This is a genomic window from Nocardia mangyaensis (assembly GCF_001886715.1).
GTDB classification, from domain to species: domain Bacteria; phylum Actinomycetota; class Actinomycetes; order Mycobacteriales; family Mycobacteriaceae; genus Nocardia; species Nocardia mangyaensis.
Map to the genome: position 1 here is coordinate 4,673,545 of NZ_CP018082.1, position 23,874 is coordinate 4,697,418.

Annotated in this window: 1 pseudogene; it reads right to left on the bottom strand. The window is 71.6% G+C overall.

Annotated features, from left to right (window positions below):
• Positions 1-252: 252 nt before the first annotated feature.
• Positions 253-23,721: pseudogene (locus BOX37_RS21300) on the bottom strand (non-ribosomal peptide synthase/polyketide synthase); the annotation flags it as partial.
• Between the last annotated feature and the right edge of the window lie 153 nt (positions 23,722-23,874).

Below are 23,874 nucleotides of genomic sequence, written 5' to 3' on the forward strand. Positions count from 1 at the left end.
GGCTTCGTCACCCGATCCCACCGGACGGCTGTACTGACATGGGCTTTCTCAACCTCTCGACACGGGAACCGGCGACGGGCGTGGATGCCTCGTGAGCAGGCAGCGGGCACGATGGCAGGCTCCGCGATTCTAGGCGCCCATCGCCCCCGCCCGTGCATCGGCCCTCGCCGGATCGCCCGCCGCGAGCCTGTGGTCGTCACCGCCGTGACCGTCGGGTCGTGGCGCGTCGAGAACAGCGGCGATCGCGGCCAGCGCGGCCTCGCCCGCCATGGCCCAGTGGGTGGCGTCGATGCCGTGCCGGTGCACGGTTCCGCCGATCGCGGTGGTCCAGCTCGCGGCGCCCCGGGAGCCGGTGGGGTCGTCGGCGAGGGCGGCGAAGTAGACGAGGTCGCCATCGAATCGGCGCGGCCGGTAGTCGTCGACCATCCGCATCGAGGCGGTGGCGGCGTCGATGATCCGGGCGACCCGGTCGCGGTCGAGCGCGGCCAGTGGCCCGCCGAGCTCCGCCGCCGCGGCGGTGAGCCCGTCGGCGTCGAAGGCCACGTCGAGCTCGTCACCGGCCAGGCCCCCGAGCAGGTCGCCGACGGTGGGCAATGGGGTCCGCTCCGGACCGTCGCCGAGCCAGCTGTCCATCATGGCCAACCCCGCCACCCGCTGCCCCTCGGCCTGCAACCGGGTCGCGACGGCGTGGGCGAGCAGCCCACCCAGCGACCAGCCGAGCAGGTGATAGGGCCCCTCGGGCTGTACTTCGCGAATGGCGTCGACGTAACGCTTCGCCCAGTCCTCGATCGTGGCGGGCAGCGGTTCGTCGGCGGTGAGCGCGGGCGACTGCAGCCCGTACATCGGGCGCTGCGAGTCCAGGTGGCGGGTGAGCCCGGCGAACGACCAGGACACACCACCGACCGGGTGGATGCAGAACAGTGGCGCCCCGGAACCGCCCGTGCGCAGCGGCAGCAGCACCGCGAACGCGTCGTCGGCCGAATCGTCGTGTCCGCACAGGCGCTGCACGACCACGGCGGGCGTCGGATCGGTGAAGAACCACGCCACCGGCACTGCGGATCCCAGCGCCTCGCTCAGTCGCGCGGACAGCTGGACCGCGGTCAGCGAGTTGCCGCCGAGGTCGAAGAAGTTGTCGTCCATACCGATCCGGTCCAAACCGAGGACCCGAGCGAACTCGTGCGCGACGACCTGTTCGGTCTCGGTCACCGGAGCCCGGTAGGCGGTCCGGTGCGGCGCGGGCCGCGGCAGTGCGCCACGATCGAGCTTGCCGGAGGTGTTGACCGGGAAGGAGTCCAGCGTGATCACGACGGCCGGGACCAGGTAGCCGGGCAGTTCCGCGGCCAGCGCCGCCCGCAACGCCGAGGCATCCGAACCTGCCGATTCGGCATCCGCCGCCACCGCATGACCGTTTGTCGCGGTCACCACGTCGGCTGCCGCATCACGATGGCCGGTCGCAGTGCCGGGTACGACGTAGCCGACGAGTCGGTCGACGCCCGCATCGGACACGACGGTTGCCGCGGCCTGGGCGATGCCCGGCTGCCGGAGTAGAGCGGCTTCGACCTCGCCCAGTTCGATGCGCTGACCGTTGAGTTTGACCTGCAGGTCGGACCGGCCGAGGTATTCCAGTGCGGCGGCGCCGGTTTCGCTGACGCGCAGCCGGACGAGATCGCCGGTGCGATACATCCGGGCGCCGGGTGCTCCGAAGGGGTCGGGCACGAACCGTTCGGCGGTGAGTTCGGCGGCGCCGAGGTAGCCGTGCGCGAGTTGCGTTCCACCGACGTACAGTTCGCCGGTCACCCCGACAGGCACCGACCGCAAGCGGGCGTCCAGCACGTACAGCCCGGTGTTGGCGACGGGTACGCCGATGGGCACCGAGTCGGTGTCGTCGGTGGCCAGCACGTGGGCGCTGACCTGGACGGTGGTCTCGGTGGGTCCGTACAGGTTCACCACCTGCGCGCCGGTGAGCGCCTGCGCCCGCTGGGCCAGCGCGGCGGGCAACTGCTCGCCGCCGGCGAAGACCCGGCGTAGCGACCGCACCATGCCGCCTCGATCCGTCGATGCGGCCGGTCCTGCGCCCACGGCCTCGTGCGCCGCACCACTGGCGAGACCGGCGGCCCCGCTGGTGGTTCCGGTGGCGAGACCGGCAGACCTGACGACGAGATCGGCGGTTCGCCCGTCGGACAGCTCGGTGAGGTAGGCGGCCAGCATGGTCGGCGCGAACTGCACGGTGTCGATGCCGTGCTCGGCGATCAGCGCCGCGAGATAGGCCGGGTCGCCGTGTCCGCCCGGGCGGGCGATGACGGTACGGGCGCCGACCCGCTGCGGCAGCAGGAGTTCCCAGATCGAGGCGTCGAAGGTGACCGGTGTCTTGTGCAGCACGACATCACCGGCCCCGAATTCGAAGGACGCTGCCAGCCAATCGAGTTGGTTGACGATCGCCCGATGCGGCACGCCGACGCCCTTGGGCAGTCCGGTCGACCCGGAGGTGAAGATCACATACGCCGTGTGCTCCGGCCGCAACGGCTGTACCCGCTCGACATCGGTCACCGGCTCGGCGGAGTACGCCACGAGGTCGAGCGCGTCGAGCACGACCACGTCGACACCGTCGAGCCGGTCACCGGCCCGGCTGTCCTGTCCCGAAACAGATCCGGCGCCGGTGCGTTCGGACTCCACGCCGGCCATCGGCTCGGCGCCGCTGGACATCGCCGTCCCGGCGGGACCGGCGTCGTGGTTCGGTGCGGACACACCGGCACCCAGCAGATCGGCAGCGTCGCGGCGGCTGGTGAGTACGCGGACCGGTTGCGCGATCCGCAGGATCCGGGCAATGCGTTCGGCCGGATGGTCGGGGTCGATGGGCACGTAGGTGCCGCCGGCGGCGAGCACGGCGTACAGACCGACGAGCAGTTCCGGTGACCGGCGGGCGGCCACCGCCACCGCGGTGTCGGGGCCGACGCCCTGAGCGATGAGGTGGCGGGCAAGTCGGTTCACTCGGGCCGCGAAGTCGGCGTAGGTGAGGACGGTGTCGCCGTCGACCAGCGCGATCGCGTCCGGTGTCGCGGCGACCTGCCGGTCGAACGCGACCGGCAGCACCGCCGCGGGCACCGGCCGCGCTGTGTCACACCACGTTTCGAGCACGCGTCGGTCCGCGTCGGTGAGCAGGTCGACATCGCCGACCGCCACGTCCGGATGCGCGGTCATCGCGTCGAGCACTCGCACATAGCCCTCGGCGAGGCGGGCCGCGGTGGTCGCGTCGAACAGATCGGTGGCGTAGGTGAGGCTGACGACCCGACCGCCCTCGGCGCTGTCGGTGAGCACCAGGTCCAGGTCGAACCTGGCGGTCGCGGCGTGGGTCTCCAGACCCGTCACGGTGAGGTCGGACAGCACGACCGCACCCGCGGCGGCGTCGAGGTTCTGGAAGGCCAGCATCACCTGGAACAGCGGGCTGTGCGCGGTGGAGCGGGCGGGGTCGAGCACGTCGACGAGCCGTTCGAAAGGCACGTCGGCGTTCTCGAAGGCGTCCAGATCGGCGCGCCTGGCCTCGGCGAGCAGGGTGGTGAACGAGGCGGCGGGATCGACGGCGGTGCGCAACACCAGCGTGTTGACGAACATGCCGACCAGGTCGTCGAGCGCCGCGTCACCACGGCCCGCGACCGGCGTGCCGATCGCGATGTCACCGGTGCCGCTCAGGCGAGCCAGCAGCGCGGCCAGCGCGGCGTGCGCGACCATGAACTCACTGGCGTCGGCGCGTCTGGCCAGCTGGCCGACCCGCTGCCAGACCTTTTGCGGCACCGTGGTTTCCACACTGGCACCGCGCTGCGAGGCGACGGCGGGGCGCGGCCGATCGGTGGGCAGTTCGAGCAGGCCGGGCAGGTCGGCGAGTTCGGTCCGCCAGAACCGCAGCTGCCGTGCGGCGACCGACTCGACGTCGTCCTCGCTGCCGAGTACCGCGCGCTGCCACAGCGTGTAGTCGGCGTACTGGACCGCCAGCGGTGCCCATCCGGGGTCGGTGCCCGCGCGGCGGGCCAGGTAGGCGGCGGTGGTGTCGCGCAGCAGCGGTCCGGCGGAGAACCCGTCGGCGCTGATGTGGTGGATCACCACGACCAGCACCACCTCGTCTGGCGCGCACCGGAGCACGCGCACCCGCACCGGCGGGGCGACGGTGACGTCGAAGCCGCGGCCGATCTCGGCGGCCACCATGGCCGGCACCGCGATCGGGTCCACGGTCTCCACGACCGGGGCCGGCACGAACTCCCACACGGCCTGGTGACCGATGCCGTCGATCGCCGGGTAGGCGGTGCGCAGCACTTCGTGCCGGTCGAGCACGTCGGTGACGGCGGCGGCCAGCGCGGCGGCGTCGACATCACCGGTGAGGCGGACCGCGATCGGGATGTTGTAGGCGGCCGATTCCGGATCGAGACGGTTGAGCAGCCACATGCGCTGCTGCGCCGGGGAGAGCGGAATACGGGATGGACGTGGACCAGCCACCAGGGCCGCACCCGCACCGCTGCCCGCGTGTTCGGCGAGCACAGTGGCCAATTCGGCGACGGTGCCGGCCTCGAACAGGGTCCGCACCGGTACCCGGGTCGACAAGGCGGCACCGAGCCGGGCGGCCACGCGAGTGGCGATGAGCGAGTTGCCGCCGAGGTCGAAGAAGTCGTCGTCGAGACCGACAGGCGCACGCCCGAGCACCTCACCGAACACCTCGGCCACCGCGCGCTGAGCCGCGGTGACCGGGGCACGGAACGGCCTGGCCACGAATTCCGGTGTGGGCAGCGCCTTGCGATCGAGCTTGCCGGAGGTGTTGAGCGGGAACGCGTCGAGTACGACGATCACCGACGGCACCATGTACGACGGCAGCACCTGGGCAACCGCCGAACGCAGCGCGGCCGGATCGAGGTCCGTTCCCGGCACGGGCACCGCGTAGCCGACCAGGCGGTCACCGGTCGGACTCGCCGACACCACCGCCGCGGCCTGGCTGACTCGCGGAAGTGCCCGCAGCGCGGTCTCGATCTCGCCGAGCTCGATCCGCTGGCCACGGAACTTCACCTGGAAGTCGATACGGTCCAGGTACACCAGCACACCGTCGCGAGTCCAGCGGACCAGGTCACCGGTGCGGTACATGCGGGCACCCGCCGGCGCGGCGCCGGGGCCGTCACTGGGTCGTGCCGTGTCTGCGGCCAGGGTGAAGGGGTCGGCGACGAACCGGTCGGCCGAGAGGTCTGCGCGGCCGAGGTAGCCGCGGGCCAGCTGGTCACCGGCCAGATACAGCTCACCGGCGACGCCGGGGGCGACCGGTCGCAGCCGCTCGTCGAGCACGTAGACCCTGGTGTTCCATTCGGGCACACCGATCGGCACGGTGGGCCCGCTCGCGCCCTCGGCCGGCCAGGCGGTAGCCGATACGGCCGCCTCGGTCGGCCCGTACAGGTTGTGTACGGCCGCAGCAGATTTCACGCCCAATGCTGCCACGGTGTCCGGAGTGAGCGCCTCGCCGATCGCCAAGACCAGCCGCAGACTCGCCAGCTGTTCGGCCTGGGCGTGCGCGGCGAACATCGCCAGCATCGACGGGACGAAGTCGACCACGGTGATCCGCTGGGCGGCGACGAGTTCGGCCAGGTACAGCGGATCTCGGTGCCCATCCGCAGTGGCGAGCACCAGCGTCGCGCCCGCGGCGAGCGGCACGAAGAAGCCCCACACCGACAGGTCGAAGGTCGCCGCCGACTTCTGCAGGTACACATCGGCACTGTCGAGCCGGTACCGCTCGATCACCCACGCGACCTGATTACGAATCCCGGCATGACTCATCGCCACACCCTTGGGCCTACCCGTGGATCCGGAAGTGAACAGCACATAGGCCAGGTTCGACTCACGCAGTGGTACAACGAGTTCGGCGTCGGCCAAAGGGTGCGCGGGGTAGCGGTCGACGTCGATGTCGTCGAGGACCAGGAGCCGGGTTCCCTCCCGCTGCGCCGGCGCTGTGCGGTCCGCGTCGCTTTCCGTTGTCGGGGAACCGGTTTCGTCGCCCATCACCGCTTCGACCGAGTCTGTCGACACCGGCATCTCGAAACGATCCCCGTGGGTGGTCAGGACGAGGTGGGGGCGGGCGGTGTCGAGGACCTGGGCGATGCGATCGGCCGGGTGGTCCGGGTCGATGGGAACGTAGGCGCCACCGGCGGTGAGGACCGCGTACATGGCGGCGACGAGGTCGATCGAACGGCGGATGGCCAAGGCGACCAGGACATCCGGGCCGACACCTTCGGCGATGAGATGACGGGCGAGGCGGTTCACCCGGGCCTCGAGGTCGGCGTAGGTCAGCGCGGTGCCGTCGAAGACGAGCGCGGTGGCCTCCGGTCGAGCCGATACCTGGGCACGGTAGGGCGTGAGCAGTGTCGCGGTGCGGTCGATCTCGTGGGTGGTGGTGTTCCACTGGTGCAGGATGCGCGACCGCTCGGCGGGCTCCAGCACGTCGATGGCGTCCAGCGTGGTGTGCGGTGCGGCGGCGACCTCGGTGAGCAGCCGTTCCAGACGAGCCGCGATCGCCGTGGCGGTCTCGGTGTCGAAGACGTCGTGGGCGTAGGTGAGCACGCCGGTGATACCCGCGGCGGCACCGTCGGCGGCGTAGTCGTCGCTGACGATGAGGTGCAGGTCGAACTGGGACAGCTCGGTGTCGGTGTCCAGGTCCGACACCGTGATTCCGGGCAGGGCCAGTTCGGCGCGTTCGAAGTTCTGGAAGGAGAAGCCGACCTGGAACAGCGGGTGCCGGGCGGTGGAGCGGGCCGGGTCGAGCACCTCGACGAGACGTTCGAACGGCACGTCGGCGTTGGCGTAGACCGCGAGGTCGGTGGCCCGCTGGCGGGTCAGCAACTGCTGGAACGACTCCCCCGCGCGCAGCCGGGTGCGGAACACCAACGTGTTGACGAACATCCCGATCAGGTCCTCGAGCGCGGCCTCGCCACGTCCGGCGACCGGGGTGCCGACGGTGATGTCGGCACTGCCGGAGAGTCGACCGAGCAGGGCGGCGAAGGCGGTGTGCACCACCATGAACAGCGTCGCCCCGGATGCGCGGGCCAGTTCGGCGAGCCGGGCATGGGTGGCGGCGCCGATGGTCACCGCGACGGTGCCACCGGCGAGAGTGCGCACCGGCGGGCGCGGCCGGTCCAGCGGCAACGCCAGTTCGTCGGGCAGGTCGGCCAGTTCACCGCGCCAGAAGTCGAGCTGTCGGGCGGCGACCGAGGCGGCGTCGGCTTCGTCGCCGAGCACCGCGCGCTGCCACAGGGCGTAGTCGGCGTACTGCACCGGTAGCGGCGCCCACCGCGGTGCGGCGCCGTCGCGGCGAGCCAGGTAGGCGGTCATCAGATCGCGGACCAGCGGCGGCACCGAGGAACCATCCGCGCTGATGTGGTGCACGACCAGCGCCAGCACGGCCTCTTCGGCGGTGATCCGGTACAGCACCACCTGCCACGGCACACCCGCGGTGACGTCGAAGGTGGTGGCGGCCAGCATCGTCACCGCGTGGACCACGTCCTGGGCGGCGATCTCGCGAACCCGCAGTGCCACACCGGCTTCGGCTGCCTCCAGGATCTGCTGAACCGGCCCGCCGGGCGTCTGAGGGTAGTAGGTCCGCAGCACTTCGTGTCGTTCGACGAGATCGCCGACGGCGGCCGCGAGCGCGTCGAGATCGAGCGCCCCGGTCAGCCGCACGGCGATCGGCACGTTGTACCCCGCCGAGTCCGGATCGAACCGGTTGAGGAACCACATGCGCTGCTGGGCGGGCGACAACGGAATCGCCGAAGGCCGCGGCCCGGCCACCAGCGCCACCCGCGCGGCACCACCGATGGCGTCGAGTGCGGCGGCCAGCTCGGCCACCACCGGCGTCTCGAAGATCCGCGCCACCGGTACCTGCCGCCGCACCGCCGCCCCGAGCCGCGCGGCGACCCGGGTGGCGATCAACGAGTTGCCACCCAGGTCGAAGAAGTCGTCGTCGAGACCGACCCGCTCGATCCCGAGCACCTCGGCCACGACCCCCGCCACCAACTGCTCCGACGGCGTGACCGCGGCCCGGAATTCCCGAGCGACGAGCTGCGGTGCGGGCAATGCCCGCCGATCGAGCTTGCCGGACGCGTTCACCGGGAACGCATCGAGCACCACGAAGGCACTCGGCACCATGTAGGCCGGAAGCGCCTTCTGCAGAGTGGATTTCACCGCATCCAACGCGAGGGTGGGGGCGGCGGTGTCACTGCCGCTCGCCGCTCGGGCACCGGCAGTCGCGTCAGCGTCGCCGCCACGAACACAGTCGACGCAGTCCGCCACCGTCGCCGCACTGCGGTGATCGCCGAAGTCGCCGCCACCCGCCGTCTCGGCAGCGCCGGGAACCGCGGCGCCGCCCGCAGATTCGACCGCCGTGCCAGTGCGCGCGTTGGCGGGCTGCGGGCCAGGATCAGAGGTGTGCCGTGGGTTCGGCGCGGAGACGGCCGGGAGGAGGTAGGCCGTGAGGTAGTCGCCTGCACCGTCGTCGCGGACGGTGACCACGGCGCGATCGATGGTGTCGAGTCCGGTGAGGACCGCTTCGATCTCGCCGAGTTCGATGCGCAGGCCACGCAGTTTCACCTGGAAGTCGGTGCGGCCCAGGTAGTCCAGTTCGCCGGTGCGGGTGCGCACGACGAGGTCGCCGGTGCGGTACATGCGTTCGCCGGGTGCGCCGAGCGGGTTGGCGACGAAGCGGTCGGCGGTGAGGTCGGGGCGGGCGAGGTAGCCGCGGGCCAACTGGACGCCGGCCAGGTACAGCTCGCCGGGGGTGCCGACCGGGACGGGGCGCAGGCGGGCATCGAGCACGTGCAGAGCGGTGTTGGCGACGGGGGCGCCGATGGGCACCGTGACGGTGTCGGCGTCGGTGACCTGGTGGAAGCTCACGTCGACGGCGGCCTCGGTGGGGCCGTACAGGTTGTGTACGGCGACACCGGGCAGCAGTGCGCGCAGGCGCTGGGCGTCCGCGGCGGGCAGCGCCTCGCCGGAGGCGAACACCTGCCGCAGGGACGCGCAGTCGGCGGCGCGGGGCTCGGCCAGGAACGCGGCCAGCATCGACGGCACGAAATGGGCGACCTCGGCCCCGGTCCGGGTGATCACCTCGGCCAGGTAGGCGGGATCGCGGTGCCCGTCGGGCCGGGCGATGGCCAGGGTGGCGCCGATCTGCAAAGGCCAGAACAGTTCCCACACCGACACGTCGAAGGTGATCGGGGTCTTCTGCAGCACCACAGCGGTGACGTCCAGCCGATAGGTGTCCTGCATCCAGGCCAGGCGGTTGACGATCGCGGTGTGGGTGACCGCGACGCCCTTCGGCGTGCCGGTCGACCCCGAGGTGAACAGCACGTAGGCCAGGTCGGCACCACGCAGCGGGCGGGTCCGCTCGGCGTCGGTGACCGGATCGGCCGCGAATCCGGCCAGGTCGAGTGTGGCCGGATCAACTGCAGGAGTGCCGCTTTCGGGGAATCCGGCGGCGGCCAGCACACAGGCCGGTGCCGCGGTGGCGAGCACGTCGGCGATCCGGTCGGCCGGATGGTCGGGGTCCAGCGGCAGGTACGCGGCACCCGCGGCCTGCACCGCGTAGAGGGCCACCAGCAGGTCGATGCCGCGCCGCAGCCCCACGCCGACGGTCGCGCCGGGCCCGACCTGCTCGGCGATCAACCAACGCGCCAGTCGAGCGACGCGAACAGCGAACTCGCCGTAAGTGATTCGCTCCCCCTCGAACTCGAGGGCGACGGCGTGCGGGGTCCGCCCGGCCTGCTCGGCGAACAACGAGACGAGGGTGGCGTCGGTGTCCAACGCGGTGGCGGTGTCGTTCCAGGCGGCCAGTCGCGCGGTCTCGGCGGCATCGAGCAGGTCGATCTCGCCGACCGCAACGGTGTCGTCGGCGACGACCGCGCTCAGCACCCGCACGAATCGCGCACCGACCTCGGCCACGGTCTCGGCGTCGAACAGGTCGGTGGCGTAGCGCAGCCAGCCCCGCATTCCCGGTTCACCCGCGTCGCCGGTGACCTCGTTGATCGCCAGCGACAGGTCGAACTGGGTGGTCGCGGCCGGCAGTGCGAACTCCTCGATCCGCAGGCCCGGCAGTTCGATGACGGTGTCCTCGCGGTGCTCGAAGGCCAGCATCACCTGCACGATCGGCGAGTACGCCGTGGACCGCACCGGATTGAGCTCCTCGACCAGTCGTTCGAACGGCAGATCGGCATGGGCGAACGCCCGCAGATCGGCCGCCCGCACTTCGGCGAGCAGATCGGCGAAACCGGCACCGGCATCGACGCTCGTCCGCAACACCAGCGTGTTCACGAACATGCCGACGAGATCGTCGAGCGCGGCATCGGCACGGCCCGCGACCGGAGTACCGACCGCGATATCGGATCCCGCGCCCAGCCGGGCCAGCAGGACCGCGAACGCCGCGTGCACCACCATGAACGTCGACACGCCGTGGCGCCGGGCCAGCACCTCGAGCTGCGCGACCACCTCGCCCGGCACGTCGAACCCGACGGCACCGCCCGCACCACTGCGGGTGACCGGACGCGGCCGATCGGCGGGCAGTTCCAGCACCGGTGCGAGCCCGGACAGTTCGTCGCGCCAGTGCGCCAACTGCCGCGCCAGCCGCGATTCGGGGTCACCCGCGTCGCCGAGAACCTCGCGCTGCCACAGCGTGAAATCCGGATACTGCACCGGCAGTGGCTCCCAGACGGGCGCGTTCCCCGCCGCCCGCGCGGCGTAGGCGGTGACCAGATCACGGGCCAGGGGCGTGGTCGACACACCGTCCGCGGCGAGGTGATGCACGGCGAGCACCAGCACGTGCTCGACCTCGCCCGACATCACCGGACCACGCTTCTCGGTGGGGCCGGTGCGATGCTCACCCGCGCCCAGGTCACCGGTGTGCCGGTCGTGCACCGGCTCGCCGCCGACTCGCCGCGCACCGTCGGCCGGGCCGTCGTGCGGGGGCGTCTCGCGAGCGCGGCGCAGCAGTGCGGCCCGTAGCGGGGGCTGGGTGGTCACGTCGTAGCCCGCGCCGATGATGTTGCGGACCGCGTCGGCGAGGTCGGCTTCGGCGACGTCGCGGACGACGGCGGCGGGCAACACCTCCGCGGTCGGGAGCACGACCTGAGTCGGGCCGTCGGCATCCTCGGGGAAGACGGTGCGCAGCGACTCGTGGCGGGCGAGCACATCGGCCAGCGCCGCCCACAGGGCTTCGGTGTCGAGGTCACCGGTCAGGCGGAGGGCGATCGGCAGGGTGTAGACCGCCGAGCCGGGGTCGATGCGGTTGAGCAGCCACAGACGGGTCTGGGCCAGCGACAGCGGAATCCGATCGGGACGGGGGTCTGCCACCGTCAGCGCGGGCCGCTCTGCACGGCCGGAGGTGGCGCGCTCGGCCAGGCCCGCGACGGTCGGGGCGTCGAACACGTCGCGCACGTCCAGCGCGCTGTCCAGCGCCGCGTTGGCGCGAGCGACCAGGCGCATGGCCAGCAGCGAGTTGCCGCCGACGGCGAAGAAGTCGTCGTCGGCACCGATCCGCGCCACACCGAGCAGTTCGGCGATCACCGCGGCGAGCGTGGTCTGCGCACCGGGTCGCGGTGCCACGTACTCGGTGGTGCGGGACAGGTCGGCGGCAGGCAGCGCGCCCCGGTCGAGTTTGCCCGCCGAGTTGAGCGGAACCGTGTCGAGCACCACCAGGTGCGAGGGCACCATGTACGCGGGTACCCGGCTCGCGACATGCGCCCGCACCGACGCCGTGTCGACCTCACCCGCGACATAGCCCACCAGGCATTGGCGGCCGGCGTCGTCGGTGGCGGGCAGAACCGTCGCGTGGGTGACGCCGGGAGCCTCGCCCAGCGCGGTCTCGATCTCGCCGAGCTCGATCCGCAGACCGCGAATCTTCACCTGGAAGTCGTTGCGGCCCAGATAGACCAGCGCGCCCGAGCGATCTCGGCGCACCAGGTCACCGGTGCGGTACATGCGCCTGCCGTCGGGATCGAACGGGTCGGCGACGAAGCGGTCGGCGGTCAGATCGGGCCTGCCGAGATAGCCGCGGGCCAGTTGGTCGCCCGCCAGATACAGCTCACCCGCGACGCCTGCGGGCACCGGATGCAGCCGCTCGTCGAGGACGTAGGCGCGCACGTTCCAGCTCGGCCTGCCGATCGGCAGTTCGGTCTGCTCGACCGGCGCGGTGATCTGCTGGAAGGTGCAGGTGATCGCCACTTCGGTCGGGCCGTAGGTGTTGTGCAGTTCGCCGGGCAGGGTGGCGAGCACGGACGCCGCGAGCGGTGCGGGCAGTTCCTCACCGCCGACGTGCAGCATCCGCAGGCCGCTCAGCGCGTCGCCGAGATCCTCGGCCAGCATGGCAGCCAGTACCGACGGCACGATCTCGACGATGGTGATGCGCTGTTCCCGCAGCACCCGGGCCTGATAGGCCAGGTCGAGATGGCCACCGGGGCGCAGCAGCACCAGGGTGGCACCCAGCAGCGCGGGAGCCAGGAGCTCCCACAGCGAGACGTCGAAGGTGAGCGGTGCGCGCTGCAGCAGCCGGTCCGCGGAGGTCATCGCGTATTCGCCCCGCAGCCAGCACAATTCGTTGACCACGGCACGGTGCGAGATCAGCACGCCCTTGGGCGTGCCGGTGGAGCCGGAGGTGAACAACACGTAGGCCGGGTGATCGGGGTGCAGCGGCGCGAGACGTTCGGCATCGGTGACCGGGGCGCTCGCGACGGCCCCTTGGGCGGGGTCCTCGAGCTGCGCGACGGTCAGCACCGGCATCCCGGAGCGTGAGGCGGCGGCGAAATGTACCGAGGCCGTGGCGGGTCGGATACCGCTGTCGACATGATCGAGGTCTCCGGGTGCCGCGACGACGACCAGGCGCGGTGCCGCTGTCTCGAGCACGTGCCCGATGCGGTCGGCGGGCTGGGCGGGATCGATCGGCACGTACACGCCACCGGCGGCGAGCACGCCGTGCAGGACCACCAGCAGCTCGATGCCACGCGGAACCGCCACGGCGACCGGTGTTTCCGGGCCGACACCGCAGTCGATGAGCCCGCGCGCGAAACGGTTGGCCCTGGCCGCCAGAGTTCCGTAGGTGATCTCGGCGCCTTCGAACACGGCGGCGACGGCGTGCGGGTCGCGGGCGGCCGCAGCGTCGAGCAGATGGGCAGCGAGTGGGGCGCCGATGCCCAGCTCGGCCAGTGCCGGCTCGAGCGGTTCGACGTCACCGTGCGGGCCGGCGAGCAGGGCGGCGCGACCGGTGTCGTCGAGCAGGGCGAGATCGCCGACGGCGGTCCCCGGGGTGGTGACCGCGGCGCGCAGCACCCGTTCGAGCATGGCGACCATCGAGGCTATGGTATCGGCGTCGAAAAGGTCGGTGGCGTAGCGCAGTTCGAGGTCGAGACCCTCGGCCGTGCCGTCGGCGCCGAATCGGTCGACGAAGGTGAAGTCGAGGTCCACTTCGATCGGCGCGTCCGGCAGGGTCAGCCCGGACAGGGTGAGACCGGGGAGTTCGAAGGCGGTCCCGCGCTGGTTCTGCAGGGCCAGAGAGACCTGATACAGCGGGGAATAGCCTTGCGAGCGGGCCGGATTCACCGCGTCGACCAGGCTCTCGAAGGGCACGTCGGCGTTGTCGAAGGCGTCGAGATCGCCCGCGCGGACCTCGTCGAGCAGGTCGCTGAAGCTCGCCTCGGTGCGCACCCGGGCGCGCAGCACGAGGGTGTTGACGAACATGCCGACGATATCGTCGAGTTCGCGATGTCCGCGCCCGGCCACGGGGGTGCCGACCACGATGTCGGCACCGGCCGAGAGCCTGGCCAGCAGCACCGCGAGTCCGGCGTGCAGCACCATGAACGCCGTGGCGCGCCGGGCTCGGGCCAGTTCCTCGATGCCGCGGTGCAGGTCGGCATCGAGGGCGGCGGTGAAGGTGGCGCCGCGCTGGGAGGCGACCAGTGGCCTGCGCCGGTCGGCGGGCAGGGTCAGCACGTCGGGCAGACCGGCGAGACGCTCGGTCCAGTAGGACAACTGGCGAGCCAGCGCAGCGTCCGGGTCCTCGGCGCTGCCGAGGCCCTCGGTCTGCCACAGGGCGTAATCGGCGTAGTGCACAGCCAGCGCGGGCAGCCGTGGTTCGGTGCCCGCGGTGCGGGCGGCGTAGGCGGCCACCAGGTCTCGGGTCAGTGGGCCCATCGACCAGCCGTCGGCGGCGATGTGGTGGACGACCAGCACCAGCACGTGCTCGTTCGGTGCGACCCGCAGCAGGGCGGCGCGCACGGGCACCTCGGTGGTGATGTCGAATCCACCGGCGAGGGCGGCGGCGACGGCCGCGGGCACCTCGGCGGGCGCGACATCGGTGACGGCCAGCTCCGGCACGAACGGAGCGCCGACGAGTTGTGTTGCCTGTCCGTCGAATTCGGGATAGGTGGTGCGCAGGGTCTCGTGCCGGGCGATCAGGTCACCGAGCGCGGCGCGCATCGCCGCGACATCGAGCTCGCCGCCGAGCCGGATGGCGACCGGAATGAGGTAGGCGGCCGAGCTGGGATCGAAGCGGTGCAGGAACCACATCCGCTGCTGCGCGGGTGAGAGCGGAATCCGCTGCGGGCGTCGCCCGGCCACCGGCCCGCGCCTGCTGCCGGTCCCGCGCAGCGCGTCCAGCCGCGCCGCCAAACCGCTGACCGTGCTCGCCTCGAACAGCTCGCGCACCGGCACCCTGGCATCCAATGCCGCGCCGAGCCGCGCCGCCACCTGCGTCGCCACCAACGAGTTGCCGCCGAGGGCGAAGAAGTCGTCCTCGGCGCCGACCCGATCCAGGCCGAGCACGTCGGTGAAGGTGGCGGCGACGATCCGCTCGGTGGCGGTGGCGGGCTCGCGGACGTCGATTCGCGGCCGCTCCGGCGCGGGCAGTGCGCGGCGATCGAGCTTGCCGGAACTGTTGACCGGCAGCTCATCGAGGAACACGTAGGCGCCGGGGACCATGTAGGAGGGCAGGACCGCCGCGACCGCGGCGTCGAGGTCGGCGGGGGACGGCGACGAGGCGGCCGAGGAGGTTTCGAGCGCACTCTCCGACGAGTCCGGGGCGGCGACGATGTAGGCGACCAGTTGGTCGGGCCTGCCCTCGTCCGAGCGCACCAGCACGGCCACGCGGCGCACGCCGGGGACCGTCGTGAGGGCGGCTTCGATCTCGGCGGGTTCGATGCGCAGGCCGCGCAGTTTCACCTGGAAGTCGGTGCGGCCCAGGTAGTGCAGGGCGGGGCCGGTGGGGCCGGTGCGCCAGGTGACGAGGTCGCCGGTGCGGTAGAGGCGTTCGCCGGTGCCGAAGGGGTCGGCGACGAAGCGTTCGGCGGTCAGGTCGGTGCGACCGTGGTAGCCCTCGGCCAGCTGTGCGCCGGCCACATACAGCTCGCCGGGCACTCCGGCGGGAACCGGGTGCAGGCGCGAGTCGAGCACATACACCCTGGTGTCGGCGACCGGCGTGCCGATCGGCACGGCCGCGCCCTGTTCCGCACCCACACGGTGGGCGGTGACCTGGATGGTGGTCTCGGTGGGGCCGTAGAGGTTGACCACCGTCGCACCGGTGGCCGTGCGTACCCGGCCGGCGAGGTCGGCGGTCAGCGCCTCACCGCCCGCGAAGACCAGTCGCAGCGAATCCGCCTGTGTGGCAGCAGGTTCAGCCGAAACGGCAGCGAGCACCGAGGGCACGTACTGGACGACGCTGACCCCGTGCCGCGCGGTGGCGGCGGCGAGGTAGGCGGGGTCGCGATGCCCCTCGGGGGTGGCCAGCACCAGCCGCGCACCGGCTCGCAACGGCCACAGCAGTTCCCACACGGAGGCATCGAAGGTGAACGGGGTCTTCTGCAAGACGACATCGTCGGCCCCCAGCGGGAATGCCCGCTGCAGCCACAGCAATTGGTTCACCACGGCCGCGTGCGGCACCGCCACGCCCTTGGGCCGCCCGGTGGAGCCCGAGGTGAACAGCACGTAGGCGAGGTGCCCGGGACGCAAAGGAGCCAGCCGCTCATCGTCGGTGATCGGTTCACCGGACAGCGCCGACAGGTCGAGCGTGTCGACCTCGACCACCGAGTTCGTCACCGCCACACCGCCTCCGGTGACGGTCAGCACACAGACCGGCGCTGTCTGGCCGAGCACATAGGCGGTCCGCTCGGCCGGATGATCCGGATCGACCGGCACATACGCCGCCCCCGCCGCCAACACCGCATGCACCGCGACGAGCTGATCCACCCCGCGCCGCATCCCCACCGCGACCAACGATCCCGGCCCGGCGCCGAGCCCGATCAGATGACGCGCCAACCGCGCCACCCGAGCCCCGAATTCCCGATAGGACAGCACGCTGCGTGCCGACCGCCCGGCACCGCCCGTACCCCGATGCGCGGCGATCACATCAGTGGCCGCCCCTTCGAGCCGACTGACCACATCCGCATCGGCAGTTTCCCGCGAGCGGCCTGTCCGCACCGCCGAACCGTTCGAGTCCGCACCGTCGACATCGACGACCACAGCGATCGCGGACGGCGTCGCCACCACCTGATCGGCGAACAGCGAGGCAAGCGTCGTCGCGCGCGCTGCGACGTCGGCAGCGATGGCGCCCGGCTCGACGGCAACGTCGGTGTCGGCGGTGCCGTCCGAATCGGCGGTCTCGCGGGAAACGGCGACGGCGGGCACGGTGTCGGTGGTAGCCGCCTTGTCGGTGCCGACCGCCGCGGTGACCTCGTCGACGGTGGCGGCCTCGCCCACGGCTTCGGTCCTGCCGACGGAGGTCGTGACGTTCCAGGTTTCGAGGATCTGGGTGCGTTCGACGGGGTCGAGGAGGTCGATGTCGCCGACGGGGCGGGTCGGGTCGGCGAGGACTCCGGCGAGCAGTCGGTACAGGCGCGTGGTGAAGCCGGCGACGGTGGTGTGGTCGAAGAGGTCGGTGGCGTAGACGAAAGCGCCGGACAGGCCCGCGGGGGCGCCGGTGTCGTCGCGGTATTCGGTGAGGGTCAGTTCGAGGTCGAACTTGGCGACGGTGGTGGGCAGGTCGACGCCGCCGACGGTGAGGCCGGGGAGAGCCAGGTCGCCGGGGGTGGCCTCGTTGAGCGACAGCATCACCTGGAACAGAGGGTTTCGGGCGGTGGAGCGAACCGGGTCGAGCGCCTCGACCAGCCGCTCGAACGGGATGTCGGCGTTGCCGAAGGCCGCGAGATCGGTGGCGCGGACCTGGGCGACCAGTTCCGTGAACGGCGTCGCGGGCGCGACGTCGGTGCGCAGCACGAGGGTGTTGACGAACATGCCGACGAGATCGTCGAGCGCACGGTCACCGCGCCCCGACACCGGGGTGCCGATGGCGATGTCGGTGGTCGCCGACATCCTCGCGAGCAGCGCGGCGAACACGGCATGCACCGCCATGAACACGGTGACACCGTGTGCGCGAGCGAATGCCGCCAGCGCCCGGTGGGTTTCGGCGTCGATCTCGACACCGTGCGCGACACCACGCCGCGACGCGACCGCGGGCCGCGTCCGGTCCGCGGGCAGCTCGAGCTGCTCGGGCGCCCCGGTCAGCGCGGCACGCCAGAACGTGAGCTGCTTGGCCGCCGTCGATTCCGGATCGGTGGCAGCACCGAGCACCGCGTGCTGCCACACCGCGTAGTCGGCGTACTGCACGCTCAACGGCGCCCACTGCGGCGCCACGCCGGCAGCCCGTGCGCCGTAGGCGGTGAGCACGTCCCGGATCAGCGGCCCGAAGGAGAACCCGTCCGCCGCGATGTGATGCAGCACGATGACAAGCACGTACTCGGCCGACGCCCCCACCGCATTCGGCTGTGCCACTTCATCATCGGCAGCACCGCGCAGCAGGGTGGCGCGGACGGGGGCGTCGAGGGTGAGGTCGAAACCGGTGGTGGCGACGGTGCGGACCGCGTCGGGAAGAGCGTCGGCCGCGACGATGTGCGGGTGTACCTCGGCGACGATGCCGACGGCGGGGAGGATCTCGGCGATCGCGGTGCCGTCGACCTCCGGGTAGCGGGTGCGCAGGACCTCGTGCCGGTCGAGGACGTCGACGATCGCCGCGTGCAGGGCGGGCACGTCGAGGGTGCCGGTGAGGCGGACCGCCACGGGGATGTTGTCGGTGGCCGAGCCGGGGTCGAAGCGGTTGAGGAACCACATGCGCTGCTGGGCGGGCGAGAGCGGCAGCGGATCCGGTCGCACGCCGGCGACCAGGGCAGGGCCGGTTCCGGTGCCGCGCAGGCGGTCGGCCGCCGCGGCCAGGGTCAGCACGGTGGCAGTGTCGAAGAGCTGGCGGACCGGGATGCGGAGGTCGAGGTCGGTGCCGATGCGCGCCATCACCCGGGTCGCGAGCAGCGAGTTGCCACCCAGGTCGAAGAAGTCGTCATCGCGACCGACGCGGTCCAGGTCGAGTACCTCGGCGAAGGCATCGGCCACGACCTGCTCGGCCGGGGTCCGCGGCGCGCGGTAGGCGCCGGCTTCGAAGACCGGCGCGGGCAGTGCGGCGCGGTCGAGCTTGCCGACCGGGGTCAGGGGCACCGAGTCGAGGGCGACGATGGCGGCGGGCACCATGTGCGCTGGCAGGTGTGCGGCGGCGTGCGCGATCAGCGTCGCGGCATCGATGACGGCACCGGCGACCGGCACCACATACGACACCAGCAGCGTCGCGCCCGCGTCGGTGCGATGACCGATCGTCGCCGCGAAGTCCACCGAGGCGTGCCGGGTCACCACCGCGTCGATCTCCCCGAGCTCGATCCGGAAACCACGCACCTTCACCTGGAAGTCGTTGCGGCCCAGGTATTCCAGTTCGAACGAGTCGTTTCGGCGCACCCAGCGCACAGTGTCGCCGGTGCGGTACATCCGCTCCCCTGGCGCACCGTAGGGATTGGTGACGAACCGTCCCGCGGTGAGCGCGGGCCGGCGATGGTAGCCGTGCGCCAACTGAGCACCGGCGATGTAGAGCTCACCGACGACACCCGCGGGCACCGGGCGCAGTCGCTCGTCCAAGACCAGCTCGGCGGTCCCCTCCACCGGCGCGCCGAGGGTGATCGGCGTTTCCGCACCCAGTGGTTCGCTGATATTGGTGACGATCGTGGTTTCGGTGGGGCCGTAGCCATTACGGAACACGAGCCCCGGAACCGCGGCGGTCCAGCGCGCCACCAGCTCCGCTGGACACGCCTCACCACCCACGACCACCACGCGCAGATCGTCGAGCCCGTCCGGATTCACCGTCGCCAGCGCCGAAGGCGTGATGACGACATGGGTCACCCGCTCGGCCCGCACCAGCTCGCGCAGCTCCGCCCCACCGAACACCCCGGTCGGCGCGACCACCATGGTCGCGCCTTCGGTCACGGTCAACAGCAGCTCGGCCACCGAGATGTCGAACGACGGCGAGGCCACATGCAGCACCCGCGCATCGGCCGACGCGCGGTAGCGCCCCGCCTGCACCGGCAGGTACGCCGCGACGGCGCCGTGCGGAATCACCACGCCCTTGGGCAGACCGGTGGTGCCGGAGGTATAGATGACATACGCGGGATCACGAGGATCCAGCGCCCGACGCGATCCCGCCGAGACGACATCGGCAGAACCCGCATCGGCGTCGCGGCTCGACATTGCCTGCGGGACAGCGGCTTCCGACGCCACCTCGCCTACCGGGCCGGCGCCACCGAGGTACCCGGTCCCGACAAGGTCGGCGAAGGGCTCGTCGACGCCGAAAGCACCTGCACCGTCCAGCACGAGCCAGTTCACCGTGTCGGGCAGATCGGGGCGGATCGAGGCGACCGTGATGCCCGCTGCCGCACCGGAATCGGCGAGCATGTGGGCGATGCGGTCGACGGGGTAGGTGGGGTCGACGGGCAGGAAGCCCGCGCCGGACTTCACCACGGCCCAGACGGCAGTCACCGAATCGGCGGACCGGGGGATGCCCACCGCGACGAGATCACCGGGGCCGATGCCCAGGGCGGTCAGCCGGGCAGCCAGGTGGGTGGAGGTGGTGTCGAGTTCGCCGTAGGTGAGGGTGCGGGCGCCGTCGCGGATCGCGATCGCGGTGGGATCGGCGGCGGCGCGGGCCAGCACCTCGGGCAGGAGCGGGGCGGGGGCGCACGGGCCGCCCGTTCGGCTGGTCAGCTCGAGGCGTTCGGCGTCGACGAGCAGTGGGAGATCGGCGACGGCGGTGTGTGGTGCGGTGGCGATCGCGGCGAGCAGACCGGTAAACCGGCGCACCATCGCGACGACCGTGGTCTCGTCGAACAGATCTGTGGCGTAGGAGAATTCACCGGACAGGCCGGTGCCGGCGGACGCACGCAAGGTGATCGAGAGATCGAACTTCTCGATGTCGTAGGGCAGGTCGATGGCGGCTGCCCGCACACCGGGCAGCTCGAAGGTGGTCGGGGGCAGGTTCTGCAGCGACAGCGCGACCTGGAACAGCGGGTGCCGACCGGCCGAGCGCGGCGGCGTGAGTACTTCGACCAGCCGCTCGAACGGCAGGGTGGTGTGGTCGAACGCGGCCAGATCCTCGGCGCGAACACGGCCGAGCAACTCGCTGAACGACTCCCCCGCGCGTATCCGGGTGCGCAGGACGGCGGTATTGACGAACATGCCGATGACATCGTCGAGTGCCGCGGCGCCGCGCCCCGCGACCGGGGTGCCGATCGCCACATCGGTATTGCCGGACAGGCGCGCGATCAACACCGACAAGGCGGCGTGCAGCACCATGAACAGCGTCGCGCCCTGCTCGGCGGCCACGGTATTCAGCGTCGAGACCAGCCCCGCGTCGAGCTCGAAGTCGATCCGCCGACCCCGCATCGACGCCGTGGCGGGCCGCGGCCGATCGGTCGGCAGGTTCGACTCGTCCGGCAGTCCGGCCAACGCGCTACGCCAGTAGGCGATCTCACGCCCGGCCTGCGAGTCGGCATCGTCTTCGGCACCGAGCGTGGCCCGCTGCCACAATGTGTAGTCGGCGTACTGCACCGGCAGCGGCGCCCACTCGGGCGCGGCACCCTCGGTCCGCGCGTGGTAGGCGGCCATGGTGTCACGCACCAGCGGCCCGGCCGACCACCCGTCGGAAGCGATGTGGTGCACCACGAGCACCAGCACGTGGTCCCCGTCGACCTCGAACAACCGCGCCCGCACCGGTGGCGCGGCGGTCACGTCGAAGCCACCCAGGATCTCCGCCGCCAACACAGCCGGAAGATCCCGCACCGCGACACCGATCGGATCGAGCAGCGTGGAGCGCTCCGACCTGGCTGGGGCGCCGCCACGAGACGCGGGACCGGCAACTACCTCCGTGCTCGTGCCGGCCTCGACCACGCTGGTCGAACTGGCGACATCGGTGTTGTCCGCGACCACTGACGCCGACGCCGAACCCGACTCGGCGACGAGCAATTCGATGGCCTCCGCAGGCGAGAGCACCTGCTGGGTTCCCACCCCGTCGACCTCGGGATACATCGTCCGCAGCACCTCGTGCCGAGCGATCAGGTCGCCGACCGCCGCACGCAGAGCGGGCAGGTCGAGCGTTCCGGAGAGCCGTACCGCGATCGGGATGTTGTAAGCGCCGGTTTCCGGGTCGAACCGGTTCAGGAACCACATCCGCTGCTGCGCGGGCGAGAGCGGAAGCACCGCCGGGCGCGGACCGGCGACGAGGGCAGGGCGATCGTCGGCGGCGCCGCCCTCGACCAGCTTGGCCAGCACGGCGACGGTCGGGCTGTCGAAGAAGTCCCGTACGTCCACGCGCACACCGAAATTCGCCTGCAGGCGGCCGATGGCGCGGGTGGCGATCAGTGAGTTGCCGCCGAGGCGGAAGAAGTCGTCGTCGAGACCGACCGTCTCCACTCCGAGCAACTCGGCGAACAGTGCGGCGACCGCGCGTTCGGTCGCCGTTCGTGGCTCACGGAACTGCGCCGCCGCGACCCGGAAGTCCGGTTCCGGCAGCGCCTTCCGATCGAGCTTGCCGCTGGCGTTGACCGGCATGGCCGCCAGCTGCACCAGTAGCGAAGGCACCATGTATTCCGGCATCGACGTCTTCGCGTGCGCGGTCAACTCGGCGGGATCCAGCGGTGCGCCGTCCGCACTCACCACGTAGCCGACCAGCGCCTCCCCCGCCGCGTGCCGGTGCAGCACCACCGCGGCATTGCCGACCCGCGGATGCGCGGCCAGCACCGCCTCGATCTCACCGAGCTCGATCCGCAGACCGCGCAACTTCACCTGAAAATCGGTGCGCCCCAGGTACTCGAGCTCGTCCCCACCGGGCAACTGCCGGACCAGGTCGCCGGTCCGATACATGCGCTCGCCGGGCTCGCCGTGTGGATTGGCGACGAACCGGTCCGCGGTCAGGCCGGGTCGCGCCACATACCCGCGTGCCAGCTGCACGCCCGACAGATACAACTCACCCACGACACCGGCGGGCACCTGGTCGAGGTTCTCGTCGAGCACCAGCAGGCCGGTGTCGTCGGCCGGTCCGCCGATCGGCACCGACACCTCGTCGGCCGCGCTCACCTCGTGCGCCGTGACGTCGACCGCCGCCTCGGTGGGCCCGTACAGGTTGTGCAGCGCGGTGGCCGACAGCTTGCGCAGTCGCGCGGCGGTCGCGGCGGGCAGCGCCTCACCGGAGGCGAACACCAGCCGCAGCGTCGACAGGTCCACCTCGGCGCCGGGCTCGGCCAGTGCACCGACGAACGCGGCCAGCATCGAGGGGACGAAGTGGGTGACCGTGATGCCGTGCTCGGCGATCAGTCCGGCCAGGTACGCGGGGTCGCCGTGGCGACCGGGTTCGGCCACCACCAACCGGGCGCCGATCTGCAACGGCCAGAACAGTTCCCACACCGACACGTCGAAGGTGTACGGCGTCTTCTGCAGCACCACATCGGCCTCGGTCATGCCGTAGCGGCGCTGTCGCCAGTCCAGGTTCGCCACGATCGCGCCGTGGGTCACCGCCACCCCCTTGGGCCGACCGGTGGACCCGGAGGTGAAGATGACATAGGCCGTGTTACCGGCCTGAGCGCACGGCATCACCTCGGCGGGCGTCGCCGTCCAGTCGATGTCGTCGGTACGCAACACGGGGGTGTCGGCGAGGTCGGGTGCGTCGCAGGCGCGGGTCACCACCACGACCGGACGCGCCACCTCGAGCACATAGCGCAGGCGATCCACCGGATGATCCGGATCCAGCGGCACGTAGGCACCACCCGCCCGCACGACGGCATGCACCGCGACGATCAGCTCGACGCTGCGCCGCATCGACACACCGACCAGCGATTCCGGACCCACTCCGAGTTCCACCAGCCGCGCCGCCAGCACCCGCACCCTGGCATCGAACTGCGCGTAGGTCAGTGTCTCGGCGCCGAACCGCAGCGCGACGCGATCAGGGGTACGCGCCAGTTGATCGGTGAACCGGTCCACCAGCGTCGGCGCCGTGGTCGCCGAGGGCTGCTCGATCCCCAGCGCGGCCATCGTGTCGGCGATCAAGGTGTCCAGCAGCTGCCCGAAGGTCCCCTCGGCCGCGTCGACCACGCCGGGGAACAGCTCGGCGAGCACCACCTGCACGAGTGTCTCGGGGTCCAGTGCGCCGCCGGTGAGCTCGGCCATCAGCGTGAGCTGGGCATCGAGATCGGCATACGACACCGCGGTGCCGTCGAACTCGACCGCGATCCGCGCCGGATCCATCGCCGCGACCGTCGCCACCAGCGCTGCCAGCTGCTCGGTTCCCGCGCGCGCCGGAGTGGGGTTGGTCATCGCACACTGCCTTCCATCTACCGACCGCAGCTGACATCGCGCGGCCGCAAAAACTCTCGGAACTCCCGGGCCTGACCGGGTGATGGGATCGGCGGTGGGCGGCCAACCTCGGGCACCCTGCCCGAAATCCGCCCACTGCCGCCAGAATTCAGG